Source organism: Streptomyces sp. 5K101 (genome assembly GCF_046506645.1).
GTDB lineage: Bacteria > Actinomycetota > Actinomycetes > Streptomycetales > Streptomycetaceae > Streptomyces.
In genome coordinates this window covers 154,314-172,925 of record NZ_JBKFFO010000005.1, presented here as the reverse complement: position 1 = coordinate 172,925, position 18,612 = coordinate 154,314, and the positions used below count along the sequence as shown (strand labels likewise).

General features: G+C 70.6%; 16 protein-coding genes and 1 pseudogene. 8 read left to right on the top strand and 9 right to left on the bottom strand.

Annotated elements, in window-relative coordinates; all coding sequences use genetic code 11:
- Nucleotides 1-20 precede the first annotated feature (20 nt).
- The 4 genes and pseudogenes from ACLB9X_RS11770 to ACLB9X_RS11755 all read right to left on the bottom strand — a co-directional run bounded on the left by ACLB9X_RS11770 (nucleotide 21) and on the right by ACLB9X_RS11755 (nucleotide 5,496).
- Nucleotides 21-985: pseudogene (locus tag ACLB9X_RS11770) on the bottom strand (PP2C family protein-serine/threonine phosphatase).
- Nucleotides 986-1,458: 473 nt separating this feature from the next.
- The gene (locus tag ACLB9X_RS11765) at nucleotides 1,459-2,355 is read right to left on the bottom strand and encodes a Yip1 family protein (protein ID WP_410360243.1); all 897 of its coding nucleotides are present in this window, start codon (nucleotides 2,353-2,355) and stop codon (nucleotides 1,459-1,461) included.
- A 221-nt stretch (nucleotides 2,356-2,576) separates the two neighbouring features.
- Complete coding sequence (locus ACLB9X_RS11760) at nucleotides 2,577-4,844, bottom strand: heterodisulfide reductase-related iron-sulfur binding cluster (RefSeq protein ID WP_410360242.1); 2,268 nt, start codon at nucleotides 4,842-4,844, stop codon at nucleotides 2,577-2,579.
- 130 nt (nucleotides 4,845-4,974) lie between these two features.
- Nucleotides 4,975-5,496, bottom strand: a complete 522-nt coding sequence (locus tag ACLB9X_RS11755; RefSeq protein ID WP_410360241.1) for a sugar transferase — start codon at nucleotides 5,494-5,496, stop codon at nucleotides 4,975-4,977.
- 222 nt (nucleotides 5,497-5,718) lie between these two features.
- Here ACLB9X_RS11755 and dnaK point away from each other — a divergent pair, with 222 nt between their 5' ends.
- From dnaK to ACLB9X_RS11735, 4 genes are read left to right on the top strand one after another with little or no spacing between them, the layout of a single operon-like run.
- Nucleotides 5,719-7,560 (top strand): molecular chaperone DnaK, encoded by a 1,842-nt coding sequence (dnaK, locus tag ACLB9X_RS11750; protein ID WP_410360240.1) that lies wholly within the window; start codon nucleotides 5,719-5,721, stop codon nucleotides 7,558-7,560.
- Nucleotides 7,557-8,210, top strand: coding sequence for a nucleotide exchange factor GrpE (gene grpE, locus ACLB9X_RS11745; protein WP_410360239.1), 654 nt, complete (start codon nucleotides 7,557-7,559; stop codon nucleotides 8,208-8,210). Before dnaK ends, grpE begins: the two co-directional genes overlap by 4 nt.
- Before the next feature lie 30 nt (nucleotides 8,211-8,240).
- On the top strand, nucleotides 8,241-9,416 hold the full coding sequence (gene dnaJ, locus ACLB9X_RS11740) for a molecular chaperone DnaJ (protein ID WP_410360238.1): 1,176 nt from the start codon (nucleotides 8,241-8,243) through the stop codon (nucleotides 9,414-9,416).
- A gap of 1 nt (nucleotide 9,417) precedes the next feature.
- Entirely contained in the window at nucleotides 9,418-9,888 is a 471-nt protein-coding gene (locus ACLB9X_RS11735; protein WP_410360237.1) for a heat shock protein transcriptional repressor HspR, read from the top strand.
- A 120-nt stretch (nucleotides 9,889-10,008) separates the two neighbouring features.
- Here the strand turns inward: ACLB9X_RS11735 and ACLB9X_RS11730 are convergent, their stop codons facing one another.
- Nucleotides 10,009-11,154: an RNA polymerase sigma factor gene (locus tag ACLB9X_RS11730; RefSeq protein ID WP_410360529.1), complete on the bottom strand. Its 1,146-nt coding sequence runs from the start codon at nucleotides 11,152-11,154 to the stop codon at nucleotides 10,009-10,011.
- 8 nt (nucleotides 11,155-11,162) lie between these two features.
- Nucleotides 11,163-11,582, bottom strand: a complete 420-nt coding sequence (locus ACLB9X_RS11725) for a YciI family protein (protein ID WP_410360236.1) — start codon at nucleotides 11,580-11,582, stop codon at nucleotides 11,163-11,165.
- A 378-nt stretch (nucleotides 11,583-11,960) separates the two neighbouring features.
- On the opposite strand from ACLB9X_RS11725, the gene ACLB9X_RS11720 reads away from it, so the two are divergent.
- Nucleotides 11,961-12,449, top strand: coding sequence for a hypothetical protein (locus ACLB9X_RS11720; protein ID WP_410360235.1), 489 nt, complete (start codon nucleotides 11,961-11,963; stop codon nucleotides 12,447-12,449).
- A 117-nt stretch (nucleotides 12,450-12,566) separates the two neighbouring features.
- On the opposite strand, the gene ACLB9X_RS11715 is transcribed toward ACLB9X_RS11720, so the two are convergent.
- Together ACLB9X_RS11715 and ACLB9X_RS11710 are read right to left on the bottom strand one after the other, a co-directional pair.
- Entirely contained in the window at nucleotides 12,567-13,541 is a 975-nt protein-coding gene (locus ACLB9X_RS11715) for a helix-turn-helix transcriptional regulator (protein WP_410360234.1), read from the bottom strand.
- 157 nt (nucleotides 13,542-13,698) lie between these two features.
- Nucleotides 13,699-14,703: a helix-turn-helix transcriptional regulator gene (locus tag ACLB9X_RS11710; RefSeq protein ID WP_410360233.1), complete on the bottom strand. Its 1,005-nt coding sequence runs from the start codon at nucleotides 14,701-14,703 to the stop codon at nucleotides 13,699-13,701.
- Between the two features lie 181 nt (nucleotides 14,704-14,884).
- Here ACLB9X_RS11710 and ACLB9X_RS11705 point away from each other — a divergent pair, with 181 nt between their 5' ends.
- Nucleotides 14,885-15,022 carry a hypothetical protein gene (locus tag ACLB9X_RS11705; RefSeq protein WP_410360232.1) on the top strand — a complete coding sequence of 46 codons (138 nt, stop codon included), beginning with the start codon at nucleotides 14,885-14,887 and terminating at the stop codon, nucleotides 15,020-15,022.
- Nucleotides 15,019-15,336: a (2Fe-2S)-binding protein gene (locus tag ACLB9X_RS11700; RefSeq protein ID WP_177149720.1), complete on the top strand. Its 318-nt coding sequence runs from the start codon at nucleotides 15,019-15,021 to the stop codon at nucleotides 15,334-15,336. The genes ACLB9X_RS11705 and ACLB9X_RS11700 overlap by 4 nt, the downstream gene beginning before the upstream one ends.
- 131 nt (nucleotides 15,337-15,467) lie before the next feature.
- Here the strand turns inward: ACLB9X_RS11700 and ACLB9X_RS11695 are convergent, their stop codons facing one another.
- The gene (locus tag ACLB9X_RS11695; RefSeq protein WP_410360231.1) at nucleotides 15,468-15,881 is read right to left on the bottom strand and encodes a pyridoxamine 5'-phosphate oxidase family protein; all 414 of its coding nucleotides are present in this window, start codon (nucleotides 15,879-15,881) and stop codon (nucleotides 15,468-15,470) included.
- 121 nt (nucleotides 15,882-16,002) lie between these two features.
- Here ACLB9X_RS11695 and clpB point away from each other — a divergent pair, with 121 nt between their 5' ends.
- Nucleotides 16,003-18,606: an ATP-dependent chaperone ClpB gene (clpB, locus tag ACLB9X_RS11690; RefSeq protein WP_410360230.1), complete on the top strand. Its 2,604-nt coding sequence runs from the start codon at nucleotides 16,003-16,005 to the stop codon at nucleotides 18,604-18,606.
- Nucleotides 18,607-18,612 lie beyond the last annotated feature (6 nt).

The following is an 18,612-nucleotide window of genomic DNA, read 5'->3' as shown; positions in this document are numbered from 1 at the left end:
GGAGGCGCGTGGCCGGCTCGTCATGACGTGGGGTGCGCCGTCGCGGCAAGCCGCTGAGCGACGACGATGGCCGCGTCGTCCCCGAGGCTGCCGCCGGCATGCGCCAGCAGGTCGTCGCTCAGTCTCCGCAGCAGCTCCTCGGGGCCTTCGTCCACCCACGCCGCCAGTTGCTCCTCCATCGGGTAGAAGACGCCTGCCTGGTCGCGTGCCTCGACGACGCCGTCCGTGTAGAGCAGGAGGACGTCGCCGGCCTTGAAGGCGAAGGTCTCCGCGGCGAACCCGGCCGGTCCGAGGTCGCTCACGCCGAGGGGCGGGGCAGGCCGGCCGACCTCGAGAGGCGTGATGCTTCCCGCCCGCAGCCGCAGGGGCGCGGGGTGGCCACAGCTGATCAGGCGCAGGATCGGCTGGCGTCGGGGATGTCGAGGACGGCGGCGGTGACGAAGGACTCGGACGGGTGGTCGCGCGCGCTGTCCGAGTCGTGCGTCGAGTCGTACGTCTCGTCATCGATGTCGTAGGAGACGGTGCCTTCGAGGTGGGTGACGAGGGTGGTCAGGGACTCGTGCAGGTGGTCCGCGGCGCGGAAGGCACCGAGGACCACCGCGGCGTCCCCGACGGCTTGCAGGCCCTTGCCCCGGACGTCGCCGATGATGAGCCGCGTGCCGTCGGCGGTGCGGGCGGCCGCGTACAGGTCGCCGCCGATCTGCGCCTCGGCCTGCGCGGCGAGATAGACGGAGGCGATGCGCAGTGGCCCGATCCGGTGGGGCAGCGGCCGCAGCACCACGCGCTGGGTGGCTTCCGCGACGGAGCGGAGGTCGCTCAGCTGCGTCTCGTGCCGCTCCCGCAGATGGGCGAAGAAGGTCACGATCGCCGAGATCAGGATCAGGGCGATGATCTGGAACGTGTGGTTGAGGTCCAGGACGCTGGTACGGACCGCGGCGACGAGGACCTGGGCGGCGACGGCGACGGCGCCGATGAATCCGGTCATCCTGGGGCCGGCGAAGCTCGCCGTGACGGCCGGGGCCGCCACCAGGAACGGGCCGAGATGGACCTGCGGAGGCGCCAGGATGTCGACGACGGTGACGACGACGATCAACAGCAGAGGTGCGGCCACCAGCGCATGACTCGGCGGCCCGGTCCACCGGTCGGGCGGGCGAAGTCGCCACAGTCGCATACTCAACGGATAGCAGCCACGGCGCGGCGCACACATCGGGACGCCCCTGCGCTCACCGAGGCCCACGACGTGGGCAGGGCCCTGGGCCCGAGCCTCGCGTCCCGCTTCTGCCGGCTCCGCTGGTGAGCGGCCGGCACGGGGGCCTGGAGCCGCGACAGCTCCGGCTCTCGGCCGCGGCCTCGGGCCGGCGCAGGGCGGGAGACCGGACCACTCGGCACGGGAAAGGCCCCCGCCGGCGAGCGGCGGGGGCCTTTCCTCTGCTCGTCCTCTGCCCGGATCAGACCGTGTCAGATCGTGCCGAGCTTGATGATCGACAGCAGCGCGATCAGCTGGATCGCCGACGCGCCCAGCGCCTTCGGCCACGGCAGGTCGTGGGACTTGCTGACCATCGACGTGAACAGCGCGCCGGCGGCTAGCCACGTCAGCCAGCCCAGCACCTGCACCAGGGAGTTCTCGCCGCCCAGGAAGAGGGCGAAGACCAGCCGCGGCGCGTCCGTGATGGACATGATCAGCATCGAGAGGCCGACGGTCGGCTGCCACGCGCCGTCGCCGCCGAACTGGCGGGCCAGCGTGTGGGTCACGGCACCGAGGATCAGGCCACTGATCACGAACGTGACGCCCGTGCTCAGCACGTACGGGATCGCGGTGGAGAGCGTCGCGTTGATCGCCTCCTCGCGCGGCTCGTCGAAGCCGAAGAGCGCGAGCAGGCCGTACAGGAACGTGACGACGAGCGCCGGGCCCCACACCGGGTAGTCGCGCATCCGCAGGAACGTCGGGCCGGGGCGCATCACGATGCCGCTCAGCAGCTGCTTCCAGTGCAGGCGCGGGCCGGCGGGCGCGGACGGGGCCGCGCCGGCGCGGTAGGTGGCGCCGTCGCCGTACACGTCGTCGTCGTGGACGCTGAACGCCTGCGTGTGACCCGGGTTGTTCGCCGCGTACGGGTCGGGCGCGGGCGGCGCCTGGTGGTACGGGTCGCCGAAGTACTCCGGCTCGTCGTGCCCGCCCTGGCGGCGGTGCTGCTGATACTGCTGGGCCCCGCCGCTCGTCCGGGGCCACTGCGGGGCCTGCTGCCCGTACGGAGGCGCGGCACGGCCGCCGCCCGGGTAGGGCGGCGGCGCCTGGGGCGCCTGCTGTTGTTGCGGGGTGCGGTTGTCCCGGCCGCGTCCGATCCTGAATCCAGCCACGTCAACGAACGTACCTGTTCGGCGTGTTCCGGGTGACGCCGGACCGGGAACCGGGGGGCCTTTGCTGCCGAGCTGTGACATCCCCCAGGGGACCCTCAAGGGGTGATCCCCGTGCGTCTTCGCCGAGGTCAGGGACGGTGGGCGGGTGCGACGGGAGAGATGACAGAAGCGGCCGGTCCTGCCCCCGAGGCAGATCCGGCCGCTCACTGTTCCCAAGACGGCTACTTCACCGGCTCCGGTTCCGGCGTGGCCTCGGACTCGGCCTCGCCCGCCGGGTCGACCGGCGTCTTGACGGAGTCGAGCAGCAGCTGGGCCACGTCGACGACCTGGAGGGACTCCTTGGCCTTCCCGTCGTTCTTCTTGCCGTTCACGGAGTCCGTGAGCATGACGAGGCAGAACGGGCAGGCGGTGGAGACGATGTCCGGGTTGAGGGACAGGGCCTCGTCGACGCGCTCGGTGTTGATGCGCTTGCCGATCCGCTCCTCCATCCACATCCGCGCGCCGCCGGCGCCGCAGCAGAAGCCGCGCTCCTTGTGGCGGTGCATCTCCTGCTGGCGCAGGCCCGGGACCTTGTCCATGATCTCGCGCGGCGGCGTGTAGACCTTGTTGTGGCGGCCCAGGTAGCAGGGGTCGTGATAGGTGATCAGACCCTCGACCGGGGTGACCGGGATCAGCTTGCCCTCGTCGATGAGGTGCTGGAGCAGCTGCGTGTGGTGGATGACCTCGAACTCGCCGCCCAGCTGCGGGTACTCGTTCGCGATCGTGTTGAAGCAGTGCGGGCAGGTCGCGACGATCTTCTTCGCCGACTTCGGCTTCTTGGTCTCCGGGTCGTCGTCGTCCTCGCCGAAGGCCATGTTCAGCATGGCCACGTTCTCCTGGCCGAGCTGCTGGAACAGCGGCTCGTTGCCGAGGCGGCGGGGCGAGTCGCCGGTGCACTTCTCCTCGCCACCCATGATCGCGAACTTGACGCCCGCCATGTGCAGCAGCTCCGCGAAGGCCTTGGTGGTCTTCTTGGCGCGGTCCTCCAGGGCGCCGGCGCAGCCGACCCAGTACAGGTAGTCGACCTCGGTGAGGTCCTCGACGTCCTTGCCGACGATCGGGACCTCGAAGTCGACCTCCTTGGTCCACTCGACGCGTTGCTTCTTGGCGAGACCCCAGGGGTTGCCCTTCTTCTCCAGGTTCTTGAGCATCGTGCCCGCCTCGGACGGGAACGCGGACTCGATCATGACCTGGTAGCGGCGCATGTCGACGATGTGGTCGATGTGCTCGATGTCGACCGGGCACTGCTCGACACAGGCGCCGCAGGTGGTGCAGGACCACAGGACGTCCGGGTCGATGACGCCGTTCTCCTCGACGGTGCCGATCAGCGGGCGCTCGGCCTCGGCCAGCGCGGCGGCGGGGACGTCCTTCAGCTGCTCCGCGGACGCCTTCTCCTCGCCCTCCATCGTCTTGCCGCCGCCGGCCAGCAGGTAAGGGGCCTTGGCGTGCGCGTGGTCGCGCAGCGACATGATCAGGAGCTTCGGGGAGAGCGGCTTGCCGGTGTTCCAGGCGGGGCACTGCGACTGGCAGCGGCCGCACTCGGTGCAGGTGGAGAAGTCGAGGATGCCCTTCCAGGAGAACTGCTCGACCTGGGAGACGCCGTAGACGTCGTCCTCGCCCGGGTCCTCGAAGTCGATCGGCTTGCCGCCGGACGTCATGGGCTGGAGCGCGCCCAGCGCGCTGGAGCCGTCGGCGTTGCGCTTGAACCAGATGTTCGGGAAGCCGAGGAAGCGGTGCCAGGCCACACCCATGTTGGTGTTGAGCGCCACCGTGATGGCCCAGATGAAGGAGGTGCTGATCTTCACCATCGCGGTGAAGTAGATCAGCGTCTGCAGGGTCGGCACGCTCAGGCCCTTGAAGGCCAGGACCAGCGGGTACGAGGCGAAGTACGCCGCCTCGTAGTGCTCGACGTGGTGGATCGCGCCCTCGAGGCCGCGCAGTACGTAGATCGCCAGGCCGATGGTGAGGATGACGTACTCGACGAAGTACGCCTGCCACGCCTTGGAGCCGGCGAAGCGGGACTTGCGGCCCGCGCGGGAGGGCAGGCTCAGCAGCCGGATCGCCATCAGCACGACGATGCCGAGGATCGTCATGACCCCGATGAACTCGATGTAGAGCTCGAAGGGCAGGAAGCCGCCGACGACCGGGAGCACCCAGTCCGCCTGGAACAGCTGCCCGAACGCCTGCACCAGGGTCGGCGGCAGCGTCAGGAAGCCGACGGCGACGAACCAGTGCGCGAAGCCGACGATCCCCCACCGGTTCATCCGGGTGTGGCCGAGGAACTCCCTGATCAGGGTGACCGTGCGCGCCTTGGGATGGTCGGTGCGGCTGCCCGCGGGCACGGGCTGACCGAGCTTGACGAACCGGTAGATCTGCGCGACCGCTCGGGAGATGAGCGCAACGCCGACCACGGTCAGGGTCAGCGACACAATGATCGCGGCGAGTTGCATTGGGGGCTCCTCGGGCCTGCGAGGGTGGGATGATCCAGCACTACTACTAAGCGGTAACTTATTCAGTCCGTGCTGAGCGTACCCACTTATTCAGCCGCACTGTAGTTGGGCGGGCGGTGATCTGTGTCGCTCAGGCAACCCTGACCGGAGGGCGCCCGGCGACCGCTGCGGGGACCGTTCTGGCCAGGATCTTCAGGTCGAGTCCCAGCCAGTGCTGTTCCACATAATGCAGGTCGAGCACCGTCATTTCCTCCCAGGGCAGGTCGGACCGCCCGCTGATCTGCCACAGGCCCGTGATTCCGGGCCGTACGGCGAGGCGGGCCCGCTCCGGACCGGTAGGGGCCGGGTCGAGGGGGAGCGGGGGCGGTCCGACGAGGGACATCTCGCCGCGCACGACGTTGATCAGCTGGGGCAGGCCGTCCAGGAAGCGGCGGCGCAGCAGCCTGCCCACGGGTGTGAGGTGACCGGCGTGCGTCGTGCGGAAGGTGAGCCTCTCGAAAGGTCGGCCGCCCAGGCCGGTACGCGGTGCGCGGTTCAGGACCGGGCCGGGTGAGGTCACGGCGACTGCGGCGGCGGCGGTCAGCAGGACCGGGGCCAGCACGAGCAGCAGGAAGAGGCTGCCCGCGAGATCGACGGCTCGCTTCGCCGGCATGAGCGCCCACCCTTCGTCGCGAATGATGGTTCTTGACCGCTTTTGCGACTATGACTGTCTCAGACCGGCCGCGATCCGAACGGGTGCGCCACGCGCACGTGAACCAGGATGCGGATAAGCGCCGGATAAAAGTTGAGTGGCCTCGACTCAGGTCTGTTGACTCGTTCGGAGACCTGGGGCATCCTTGAGCCAGTTCCACTCAAGTCAGCTGGAGGAATCGAAATGGCACGTGCGGTCGGCATCGACCTGGGCACGACTAACTCCGTCGTCAGCGTTCTGGAGGGCGGCGAGCCCACCGTCATCACCAACGCCGAGGGTGCCCGGACCACGCCGTCCGTCGTCGCCTTCGCGAAGAACGGTGAGGTGCTGGTCGGCGAGGTCGCCAAGCGTCAGGCGGTCACCAACGTCGACAGGACCATCCGGTCCGTCAAGCGCCACATGGGCACGGACTGGAAGATCGAGCTCGACGGGAAGAACTTCAACCCGCAGCAGATGAGCGCGTTCATCCTGCAGAAGCTGAAGCGCGACGCCGAGTCGTACCTGGGCGAGAAGGTCACCGACGCGGTGATCACCGTCCCGGCGTACTTCAACGACTCCGAGCGCCAGGCCACCAAGGAGGCCGGCGAGATCGCGGGTCTGAACGTCCTGCGCATCGTCAACGAGCCCACCGCGGCCGCCCTGGCCTACGGCCTGGACAAGGACGACCAGACCATCCTCGTCTTCGACCTCGGTGGCGGCACCTTCGACGTGTCGCTGCTGGAGATCGGCGACGGCGTCGTCGAGGTGAAGGCGACCAACGGTGACAACCACCTCGGTGGTGACGACTGGGACCAGCGCGTCGTCGACTACCTGGTCAAGCAGTTCGCGGGCGGCCACGGCGTCGACCTGTCCAAGGACAAGATGGCTCTCCAGCGTCTGCGCGAGGCCGCGGAGAAGGCGAAGATCGAGCTGTCGTCCTCGACCGAGACGACGATCAACCTGCCGTACATCACGGCCTCCGCCGAGGGCCCGCTGCACCTGGACGAGAAGCTCACACGCGCCCAGTTCCAGCAGCTGACGGCCGACCTGCTCGAGCGCTGCAAGACCCCGTTCCACAACGTCATCAAGGACGCCGGTATCCAGCTGTCCGAGATCGACCACGTGGTCCTGGTCGGCGGCTCGACCCGTATGCCCGCCGTCGCCGAGCTCGTCAAGGAGCTCACCGGCGGCAAGGACGCCAACAAGGGTGTGAACCCGGACGAGGTCGTCGCGATCGGCGCCTCGCTCCAGGCCGGTGTCCTCAAGGGTGAGGTCAAGGACGTCCTGCTCCTCGACGTGACCCCGCTGTCCCTCGGCATCGAGACCAAGGGCGGCATCATGACCAAGCTCATCGAGCGCAACACCACGATCCCGACCAAGCGGTCCGAGATCTTCACGACGGCCGAGGACAACCAGCCGTCCGTGCAGATCCAGGTCTACCAGGGCGAGCGCGAGATCGCGGCGTACAACAAGAAGCTCGGCATGTTCGAGCTGACCGGTCTGCCGCCGGCCCCGCGCGGCGTCCCGCAGATCGAGGTCTCCTTCGACATCGACGCCAACGGCATCATGCACGTGACCGCGAAGGACCTGGGCACGGGCAAGGAGCAGAAGATGACCGTCACCGGCGGCTCCTCGCTGCCGAAGGACGAGGTCGACCGCATGCGCCAGGAGGCCGAGCAGTACGCGGACGAGGACCACCGCCGCCGCGAGGCCGCCGAGACCCGCAACCAGGGCGAGCAGCTCGTCTACCAGACGGAGAAGTTCCTCAAGGACAACGAGGACAAGGTTCCCGCCGAGGTGAAGACCGAGGTCGAGACCGCCGTCGGCGAGCTGAAGGAGAAGCTCAAGGGCGAGGACACGGCCGAGATCCGCACCGCGACCGAGAAGGTCGCCGCGGTCAGCCAGAAGCTCGGCCAGGCGCTGTACGCGAACGCCGCCCCCGAGGGTGCCGCCGCCGGTGCCGCGGGTGAGGCCAAGGCCGACGACGACGTCGTCGACGCCGAGATCGTGGACGACGAGAGGGACGCCAAGGGTGGTGCCGCGTGACGGAGGAGACCCCGGGGTTCGACAAGAACGACGAGAACCCTGCCGTCCCCTCCGGCGCCGCCCCTGAGGACGCCGCCGAGTCCGCCGAGTCCTCCGAGAAGGAGGGCCCGGCGGCCCCGGCAGGGGACGCAGCGAAGATCGCCGGCCTGACGGCGCAGCTGGACCAGGCCCGCTCCGCGCTCGGCGAGCGCACGGGCGACCTGCAGCGCCTCCAGGCCGAGTACCAGAACTACCGCCGCCGCGTGGAACGCGACAGGGTCACGGTCAAGGAGATCGCCACGGCGACGCTCCTGACCGAGCTGCTGCCCGTGCTCGACGACATCGGCCGCGCGAGGGAGCACGGGGAGCTGGTCGGCGGGTTCAAGTCCGTCGCCGAGTCCCTGGAGACCGCCGCGGCCAAGATGGGTCTGCAGCAGTTCGGCAAGGAGGGCGAGCCCTTCGACCCGACCGTGCACGAGGCCCTGATGCACTCGTATGCGCCGGACGTCACGGAGACGACGTGCGTCGCGGTGCTCCAGCCGGGGTACCGCATCGGCGAGCGCACGATCCGCCCCGCGCGGGTCGCGGTGGCCGAGCCCCAGCCGGGCGCGGTGCCGGCGGCCAAGGACGAGAAGCAGGCCGACGAGGAGAGCGGTGGCCCGGAGGGCTGACGCACGACACGTCCGGGAGGAGGGACGTCGATGAGCACGAAGGACTTCGTCGAGAAGGACTACTACAAGGTTCTCGGCGTCCCCAAGGACGCGACCGAGGCCGAGATCAAGAAGGCGTACCGGAAGCTCGCCCGCGAGAACCACCCGGACGCCAACAAGGGCGACGCCAAGGCGGAGGAGCGCTTCAAGGAGATCTCCGAGGCGAACGACATCCTCGGCGACCCCAAGCGGCGCAAGGAGTACGACGAGGCCCGCGCCCTCTTCGGCAACGGCGGCTTCCGGCCCGGTCCCGGCGCCGGCGGCACGTTCAACTTCGACCTGGGCGACCTCTTCGGGGGCGCGCAGGGCGGCGGCCAGGGCGCCGGCGGCTTCGGCGGCGGCCTGGGCGACGTGTTCGGCGGCCTGTTCAACCGGGGCGCCGGCGCTGGCGCGCGCACACAGCCGCGCCGCGGGCAGGACATCGAGTCCGAGGTGACGCTCAGCTTCACCGAGGCCGTCGACGGGGCCACCGTCCCGTTGCGGATGTCCAGCCAGGCGCCCTGCAAGGCCTGCTCCGGCACCGGCGACAAGAACGGCACGCCCCGGGTGTGCCCGACGTGTGTCGGCACCGGCCAGGTATCGCGCGGCGGCAGCGGATCCTTCTCGCTGACCGACCCGTGCGTGGAGTGCAAGGGCCGCGGCCTGATCGCCGAGACGCCCTGCGACGTCTGCAAGGGCAGCGGCCGTGCCCGCTCCTCGCGCACCATGCAGGTGCGCATCCCGGCGGGTGTGTCCGACGGGCAGCGCATCCGGCTGCGCGGCAAGGGCGCGCCGGGCGAGCGCGGCGGGCCGGCCGGCGACCTGTACGTGGTGGTCCACGTCGACGCCCACCCGGTCTTCGGCCGCAAGGACGACAACCTGACCGTCACCGTGCCCGTCACCTACGCGGAGGCGGCGCTCGGGGGCGAGGTGAAGGTGCCCACCCTCGGCGGTCCCGCGGTCACGCTGAAGCTTCCTGCGGGCACGCCCAACGGCCGGACGATGCGTGCCCGCGGCAAGGGCGCCGTCCGCAAGGACGGCACGCGCGGGGACCTGCTGGTCACCATCGAGGTGGCCGTGCCGACCGAGCTCAGCGACAAGGCGAAGGAAGCGCTGGAGGCCTACCGCGAAGCCACCGCGGAGGAGGACCCGCGGGCCGAGCTGTTCCAGGCCGCGAAGGGAGCATGACATGGAGGGCCGTCCGGGACGCAGTCGCAACCCCTACGAACTGACCGACGAGTCGCCGGTGTACGTCATCTCGGTGGCCGCGCAGCTGTCGGGCCTGCATCCGCAGACCCTTCGGCAGTACGACCGCCTGGGTCTCGTCTCTCCCGACCGTACGGCCGGAAGGGGCCGGCGCTACTCGGCCCGCGACATCGAACTGCTGCGCACCGTCCAGCAGTTGTCGCAGGACGAGGGCATCAACCTCGCCGGGATCAAGCGCATCATCGAACTGGAGAACCAGGTCGCTGCGCTCCAGGCCCGTGTTGCCGAGCTGTCGGCGGCCGTGGAGGGCGCGGCGGCGGCGATGCAGCAGCGCGAGGCGCAGGTCCACGCCTCCTACCGGCGCGACCTCGTTCCGTATCAGGACGTCCAGCAGACCAGCGCGCTGGTGGTGTGGCGTCCCAAGCGGCCCGACCAGGGCGGCAGACCGTCCTGAGCAGTGTGTGCCGAAAAGGGCCGCAGAGCTGATGCTCTGCGGCCCTTTTCGGGTTCTTGAGCCGGGTACGCAGCGCGAGGCCCGCGCCAGGTCCGAGGGAAGATCCGAGCGCGCGACCCGTCAGCGGCGCCGGCGGGCGTTGAGCCGGGCGGCCTGGCGCGTCAGGTGGTCGCGTTCGGCGAGGGTGGGCGCCTTTCGGGCCGCCTCCGCGTACAGCCGTGCCGCCTTCGCCAGGTCACCGTCGCGCTCGTGGAGGTACGCCGCCACCGCGGCGTGGCGGGGCAGGGAGTCGTCCAGCGCCGCGAGCGCCGCCAGGCCGGCGCGCGGTCCGTCGGCCTCGCCGACGGCCACCGCGCGGTTGAGCCGGACGACCGGGCTGTCGGTCAGGCGCACGAGCTCGTCGTACCACTCGACGATCTGCACCCAGTCGGTCTCCTCGGCGGTGGGTGCGTCGGCGTGGAGTGCCGCGATGGCGGCCTGGGCCTGGAACTCGCCCAGCCGGTCGCGGGCGAGGGCCGCCTGGAGGATCCCGACGCCCTCGGCGATCGACTCGCTGTCCCACCGGCCGCGGTCCTGCTCGGCGAGCGGCACCAGGCTGCCGTCGGGCGCGGTCCGGGCGGCGCGCCGGGCGTGGTGGAGCAGCATGAGGGCGAGCAGCCCCGCCACCTCGGGGTGGTCGACCCGGGCCGCGAGCTGGCGGGTGAGCCGGATGGCCTCGGCGGCGAGGTCGATGTCGCCGGAGTAGCCCTCGTTGAAGATCAGGTAGAGGACACGCAGCACGGTGGCGACGTCGCCGGGCCGGTCGAACCGCACGCCGGAGACGGTGCGCTTGGCCCGGCTGATCCGCTGCGCCATGGTCGCCTCGGGCACCAGGTAGGCCGCCGCGATCTGGCGGGTGGTCAGTCCGCCGACGGCGCGGAGCGTGAGCGCGACCGCGGACGACGGCGTCAGAGACGGGTGGGCGCACAGGAAGTAGGGCTGGAGCGTGTCGTCCACCGCCGGGGCGGGCCCGGGCGCCGGCTCCTCGTCGACGAGGTCCTCACGCCGGCGGCGGGCGGCGTCCGCCCGCGCCTGGTCGAGGAACTTGCGCCAGGCCACGGTGACCAGCCACGCCTTCGGGTCCCGTGGCGGTTCGGCGGGCCAGACGCGGACCGCCTCGATCAGCGCGTCCTGCACGGCGTCCTCGGCCGCCGCGAAGTCGGCTCCGCGGCGGACGAGGACGGCGAGCACGCTCGGCGTGAGGCTCCTGAGCAGGGCCTCGTCCATCGATGAGGTCATCGATGAGGGCACTCCGTGGTGCTGGGCTTCGCGGCCAGGAACGGTCGCACCTCGAGCCACTCGTGGATCGGCTTCCCGCCCGCCCCGGGGGCGGCCGACAGCTCCCCGGCCAGCTCGACGGCGCGCTCGTAGCTGTCGACGTCGATCACCATCCAGCCGGCGATGAGGTCCTTGGTCTCGGCGAACGGGCCGTCGGTGACCGGCGGACGCCCCTCTCCGTCGTACCGGACCCACGCCCCTTCGGGGGCGAGCGCCTGACCGTCGACGAACTCGCCGGTCTTCTCGAGCCGGGCCGCGAAGTCGTGCATGTACTGCATGTGCGCCGAGATCTCCTCGGGCGTCCACTGGTCCATGGGCACGTCGTTGACCGCAGCCGGGGCACCGCGGTAGTGCTTGAGCAGCAGGTACTTGGCCATCGTGTCTCTCCTCGGAGCTGGTGCGACCCATTGTGGTCGCGTTCACCTCGGGGACGGAGCCGGTCACGCGTTCTCGACATCGCCGTCGGATTTTTTTCGGCTCTCGTGGAGGAGCCCCTTTCCGCATGCCCGGGCGCCGGGCGGCGCGGCAGGAAGGTGCCGGGCGCGGTGCAGGAAGCTGACATGAGCAACCGGTCGGACACTGCTGTTCCGATGGCATTGTCTTCCTCGTCGGAACGGGCCGGATGGCCGGAACAGTCCGCCGTCACGGCGGCGCGGACGGCCTCCGCCGAGAATGCAGGCCGACCGTCCGGGCGCAGGCGGCCGGGCCGCCCGCCCGGACGGGACGTACAACACGAACGGGAGTCAACTGTGGCGATGGTCGGACTGTTCTGGATCACCGCGGACGCGGTGTACGTGGGTGCCCCGCCGGGCACCGAGGGCCGCGGTGTCCGGCTGACCGAGAAGGGCGTGGAGGCCGCCGCGGCCGGCGGCCACCGGGCCTGGACGTGGGAGGAGCTGCGCTCGGCAACCGTCGAGGGCGCCCCGGTGCGCAGCGCTTCCCGCCGGCGGCTGGCGCTGGCCGTGGAGACGGTGCTCACGGCGGCGCTGGGCGGCACCGGCCAGCCGCCGGAGATGATCCTGCGGCTCGAAACTGCCGATGGCGCCGAGGAGTCGGCCGTCCACTCGGCGGCCGCCGGCGCGTACGGCGAGGAGGAGTTCGCCCTCTCCCAGGACCTGCTCGCCCGCTTCGTCGACGGCGCCGCGTCCCCCAGGACGCTCACGGCCTGGGCCAGGATCGCCGGCGGTACGACCCCGAAGCCGCCCGAGCGGCTGGCGCTGCTGCGGAAGTGGACGGGCGGATGAGGCGGTTGCTGCGCCCCGCGCCGGTGCGTCCGGACGCGGTGCGCGCGGCTGTGGCCGAAGCACTGCGGGACCGCGCGCTGCGCGGCTGGTCCCTGACCGACGCCCACGGGTGAGGGGTCAGATCCAGCCACGCTCGCGGGCCAGGAGGGCGGCCTGTGGCCGGCCCGCCGCGCCGAGCACCTGCATCAGGTCGGCCACATGGCGCCGGTAGGTGCGGACGGAGATGCCCAGTTCGCGGGCGCCGATCTCGTCCTTGCTGACCCGGCACATCGACTCCAGGACGCGCTGCTCCAGCTCGGTCGGGCGGTCCGGGCCGTCGCCGTCCTCGTCGTCCTGCGGGAGGGGCTCCGCCTGGCTCCAGATCCTCTCGAACAGGGCGAGCACGTTGGCGACGAGACCGTCCTCCCGGGCGAGCAGTGCGCCGCACATGGTGTCGTCGGGGTCCGCCGGCACCAGCGCGGTGCTGCGGTCGTAGACGAGGATGCGCTCGGTGACGATCCGCGCGACCCGGATCTGCGCGCCCTGCGAGGCGAGTTCGCGCAGGTAGCCCGCGGTGGGGGGATGGCCGAGCGCCGTGCGCGGCACGACACTGCGGATCCGCACACCGCGCCGCAGGCAGCGCTGGTCGAGGGGACGGGCGTGGGCGATGTTCTCGGGCGTCAGCTCGGCGTACGGCTCGACCGAGAGGATCTCCTCGCGGGCGAAGAAGGCGAGATCGTCGATCCGGGCGCGGATCCGCTCGACGTCCGCCAGCCGCTCGACGCGCAGTGCGCCGACGCCGTCCCTGGGCTGCTCCCGGCGCAGCTCGGCGACCAGGTGCCGGGCCTGCGTGACCCGGGCCAGCTCCCTGTGGAGCTCGCGCAGCCGCAGGTCGGTGAGGCGCTCCACGGTGGTCTCCGGGTCGGCGGACGCCAGCGCGCCCGGCCCGGTGCGGCTCAGCACACCCAGCACGCACAGGCGGCGCACGCTCGCGCCCACCGCGCGCCGGTCCAGGCCCAGCAGGGCGTGAATCTCGTCGTCGGAGGTGTCCGGATTCCTCAGGAAGTGCCGGTACACGGCCTCTTCAGGGGAGGAGAGCCCCAGTCCGGACATGTCTGATCCCATTGCGTCGCCCCCGGTCGTCCGCCGCCCCGACCGACCCCGCGCGCGCCGGGCAGGATGGTCGGTCCCGCCCTGCCAGGAGGCCGCTCCGGCTGGTGACCCGGAGTCTAACCTGCGGGTGTGACGGGCGAGTTCGCGTGCGGGGTGATCAGTCGTTGGTGCGCCCGGACAGGCACTCCTCTTCCAGGATGCCGGACTTCGCGATCAGGAAGCCGAGCTGGGCACGGCTGCCGCTGCCCAGCGCGGCGGCGAGTTTGGCGATGTGGGCGCGGCAGGTGCGGACGTTCATCCCCAGACGACGGGCGATGGCCTCGTCGACGTGGCCCTCGATCAGGAGTCTGGCAATGGACCGCTGGACGCCCGAGATGCCGTCCGGTGTGGGGTCGTACGGGACCTCTTCCACCAACGGCACGGCGCGCCGCCAGAGTTGCTCGAAGACCTTGATGAGGTACTCGACCAGTCCCGGGTGCCTCAACTCCAGGGCCACCCGGCGGTCGTCCCGTGCGGGAATGAACGCCACCGTACGGTCGAACACGATGAGGCGCTCGATGAGTTCCTCAAGGGTGCGGATCTCCACCTTGCCGGCGGAGATGCGCTCGACGTAGGCGAGTGTGCCCTGGCTGTACCTGACCGTGTGCTGGTACAGCGTGCGGATGCTGACGCCGCGGTCGATCAGCGGGCGGTCCCGCTCCAGGGCCTGGGTCAGGACGTGCGCGCTGCGGCCCCCGCCGGGCTGGATCGTCAGCATCTCCGTGTGGCACTCGGCTGTGGCGAGATTGAGCGCGGCGTTGATCCGGTCGAAGCCCTCCAGCACCGTGATGGCGTGGGTGCTCGCGGGGCTCTGGGCGCTGATGGCCATGAACGGTTCGAACGCGTCGGTCAGTTCGATGGTCAGCCGTCGGCGGTCCACGATCTCCCGCTCGATGGGATGCAGTCTTTGCGCCAGCGCGACGGAGGGAGGCACGGGGCGCAGCCAGTTCGCATCGTCCGGATCCGGGTGCAACAGGGCGAATTCGAGGAGGCAGGGTGCGGCTTCCGCGTCGGATCGGCTGATCCGTCCGGTGTTGAGGGCGCTGACGTAGAGCCGTGCCCCTTCGTCGCAGAGATCGGTGACCGCATGGGGATGTGTCGGTTTTACGGTGTTCTGCGGCAAATCTCCACCCCCCAGGGTCTTGAACGTACAGGAACATGATGCATCGACCCTGTGGCATTGACATGCCTGAATGAGCCATCGTCTTGTGATGCGGGGGAGAAGAAACCATCAAGTGAGGACGAAGCCGACTATGCGCGAAAGAATGCTTCGCTCGGTGCTTGCCGCTGTCTTCTCTGCGACCGTGGCGTTCGGTGTCTTGGGTGCCACGGGGTTCCAACTGGCCGACTTCCCGGCGGACAGCGGCTGGGACAGCGTGCACGCCCTCGCCGGGCCGCCGGACAGTGGCTGGGACGCCCCGCCCGCGAAGGCGGACGCATGACCATACCCCCGGACGACAGGGTCTTCCGACGGGAGATGGCGACGGCATATCGCTCCGGGTGGCACTTCATCGACCTCGTCACGGCAATCCCCCACCGTGGCGACTCGTTGATGGTCACCCTGTTCGGAGAGCCCATCGTCGTCGCCCGCGAAGAGGACGAGGACGTCCGCGCCTACCGGTGCCTGCGCCGGCCGCGGGGAGCCCCGCAGCCCGTCCGCTGTGCCATCCGGTACGGCATGATCTTCGTCAACCTCGACGCGCGTGACCACCAGCTCGTCGAACCAGACACCACCGCCACCCCCCGCAGTGCCTGAGCGGTTCCCCCGTCGTTTCAAATCGCTCAGGTGCTTCCCCCACACAGCGGCGCCATCGTGGACCTGAAACACGATGGCGCCGTTGTGCTGCCCGGACACCCCTGCGCGGGGCTCTCCGGTGCGCGGCCGGCTCAGGCCCGGCCCATCGCGCGGGTCAGCGCGATCTCGATGACGACCCGGTCCGGGTTGGGCGTCGGCGTCCGCCCGTACCGCTCCGCGTAGCGGTTCACCGCGTCCGCGACGATCTCCGGCTCCGTGCGAATCGTCGCGACGCCCTCCAGCGTCGCCCAGCGGCCCTTGTCCACCTGGCACACCGCGACCCGTGCGCCCTCCGGCCCGGCGGCCAGCACGTTGGCGACCTTGCGGCTGTGCTTGTTGGTGATCACCCGCGCCAGCCCGCGCGTTCCGCCCTGGGGGTCGTACGTCACCCCCACCGCCACGACGTGCGGCGTCCCGTCCGGCCGGGGCGTGGTCAGGGTGCACATGTGGTACTCGCGCCAGAAGCCGAGGTAGGACGTGCTGGGGTTGCGGGGATCGATGGCCATGGGGCGGAACCTACCCGCGCAGGACTGTCCGTCGGCGCCATGAGTGGAATAGACTCAACTTTGTGCACGTTGACGGAGTCATAGCTGGGGAGAGCCCATCAGCAAGGAGGAGAGAGGGCACGTGGACGCCGAGCTGACCAACAAGAGCCGTGACGCGATCAACGCGGCGAGCAATCGGGCCGTACAGGACGGGCACGCCGACCTGACCGCGGCCCACCTGCTGCTCGCCCTCCTGGCGGGCCAGGACAACGAGAACATCACCGACCTGCTCGCCGCCGTCGACGCCGACCAGGCCGCCGTCCGGTCCGGGGCCGAGCGCCTCCTCGCGTCGCTGCCCAGCGTCACCGGCTCCACCGTCGCGCCGCCGCAGCCCAACCGCGAGCTGCTCGCCGTCATCGCCGACGCCGGGCAGCGCGCCAAGGAGCTGGGCGACGACTATGTCTCCACCGAGCACCTTCTCATCGGCACCGCCGCCAAGGGCGGACGGGCCGGAGAAGTGCTGGCCGGGCAGGGCGCCACGGCCGCGAAGCTGCTGGACGCGTTCGAGAAGGCAAGAGGAGGGCGCCGGGTGACCACACCCGACCCCGAGGGGCAGTACAAGGCGCTGGAGAAGTTCGGCACGGACTTCACCGCGGCCGCCCGCGAGGGCAAGCTCGACCCGGTCATCGGCCGGGACCAGGAGATCCGCCGCGTCGTGCAGGTGCTGTCGCGGCGTACGAAGAACAACCCCGTGCTCATCGGCGAGCCCGGCGTCGGCAAGACCGCCGTCGTCGAGGGCCTGGCCCAGCGCATCGTCAAGGGCGACGTGCCCGAGTCGCTGCGCGACAAGCGGCTCGTCGCGCTCGACCTCGGCGCGATGGTCGCGGGCGCGAAGTACCGCGGCGAGTTCGAGGAGCGGCTGAAGACCGTGCTGTCCGAGATCAAGGACAGCGACGGGCAGATCATCACGTTCATCGACGAGCTGCACACCGTCGTCGGCGCGGGCGCCGGCGGCGACTCCGCGATGGACGCCGGCAACATGCTCAAGCCCATGCTCGCCCGCGGCGAGCTGCGCATGGTCGGCGCCACCACCCTCGATGAGTACCGCGAGCGGATCGAGAAGGACCCGGCGCTGGAGCGGCGCTTCCAGCAGGTGCTGGTCGCCGAGCCGACGGTCGAGGACACCGTCGCGATCCTGCGCGGCCTCAAGGGCCGCTACGAGGCCCACCACAAGGTGCAGATCAACGACTCCGCGCTGGTGGCCGCCGCGACCCTCTCCGACCGGTACATCACCTCCCGCTTCCTGCCCGACAAGGCCATCGACCTCGTCGACGAGGCCGCCTCCCGGCTGCGCATGGAGATCGACTCCTCGCCCGTGGAGATCGACGAACTGCAGCGCGCCGTCGACCGGCTGCGCATGGAGGAGCTGGCGCTCCGGAACGAGTCGGACCCCGCCTCCAAGCAGCGTCTGGAGAAGCTGCGCCGCGACCTCGCCGACCGGGAGGAGGAGCTGCGCGGGCTGACCGCACGCTGGGAGAAGGAGAAGCAGGGGCTCAACCGCGTCGGTGAGCTCAAGGAGCGGCTGGACGACCTGCGCGGCCAGGCGGAGCGTGCCCAGCGCGACGGCGACTTCGACACCGCGTCCAAGCTGCTCTACGGGGAGATCCCGGCCCTGGAGCGCGACCTGGAGGCCGCGTCCGAGGCCGAAGAGGAAGTCTCCAAGGACACCATGGTCAAGGAGGAGGTCGGCCCGGACGACATCGCGGACGTGGTCGGCTCCTGGACCGGCATCCCGGCGGGCCGTCTGCTGGAGGGCGAGACGCAGAAGCTGCTGCGCATGGAGCAGGAGCTGGGGCGCCGCCTGATCGGCCAGACCGAGGCGGTGCGGGCGGTCTCCGACGCCGTACGCCGCTCCCGGGCGGGCATCGCCGACCCGGACCGGCCGACGGGCTCGTTCCTCTTCCTCGGCCCCACCGGTGTCGGCAAGACCGAGCTGGCGAAGGCGCTCGCGGACTTCCTCTTCGACGACGAGCGGGCGATGGTCCGCATCGACATGTCGGAGTACGGCGAGAAGCACAGCGTCGCCCGCCTCGTCGGCGCGCCCCCCGGGTACGTCGGCTACGAGGAGGGCGGCCAGCTCACCGAGGCCGTACGGCGCCGCCCGTACAGTGTGGTGCTGCTGGACGAGGTGGAGAAGGCCCACCCCGAGGTCTTCGACGTGCTGCTCCAGGTCCTCGACGACGGACGGTTGACGGACGGACAGGGCCGGACGGTGGACTTCCGCAACACCATCCTGATCCTGACCTCCAACCTCGGCAGCCAGTTCCTTGTCGATCCGTTGACCGGTGCCGAGCAGAAGAAGCAGCAGGTACTGGAGGTGGTGCGGGCCACCTTCAAGCCGGAGTTCCTCAACCGCCTCGACGACCTGGTGGTCTTCTCGGCCCTGTCGAGGGACGAGCTGGCACGCATCGCGCGGCTCCAGATCGACCGGCTGGCCCGCCGCCTCGCCGAGCGCCGGCTGGTCCTCGACGTCACCCCGGCGGCGCTGGAATGGCTCGCCGACGAGGGCAACGACCCGGCGTACGGCGCCCGCCCGCTGCGCCGACTGGTCCAGACGTCGATCGGCGACCGCCTCGCGAAGGAGATCCTCGCGGGGGAGGTCAAGGACGGCGACACGGTACGGGTGGACCGCGAGGGGGAGGGGCTGATCGTGGGGGCGGCCATCTCCAGCCCGTCCGGCGACTGAGACACG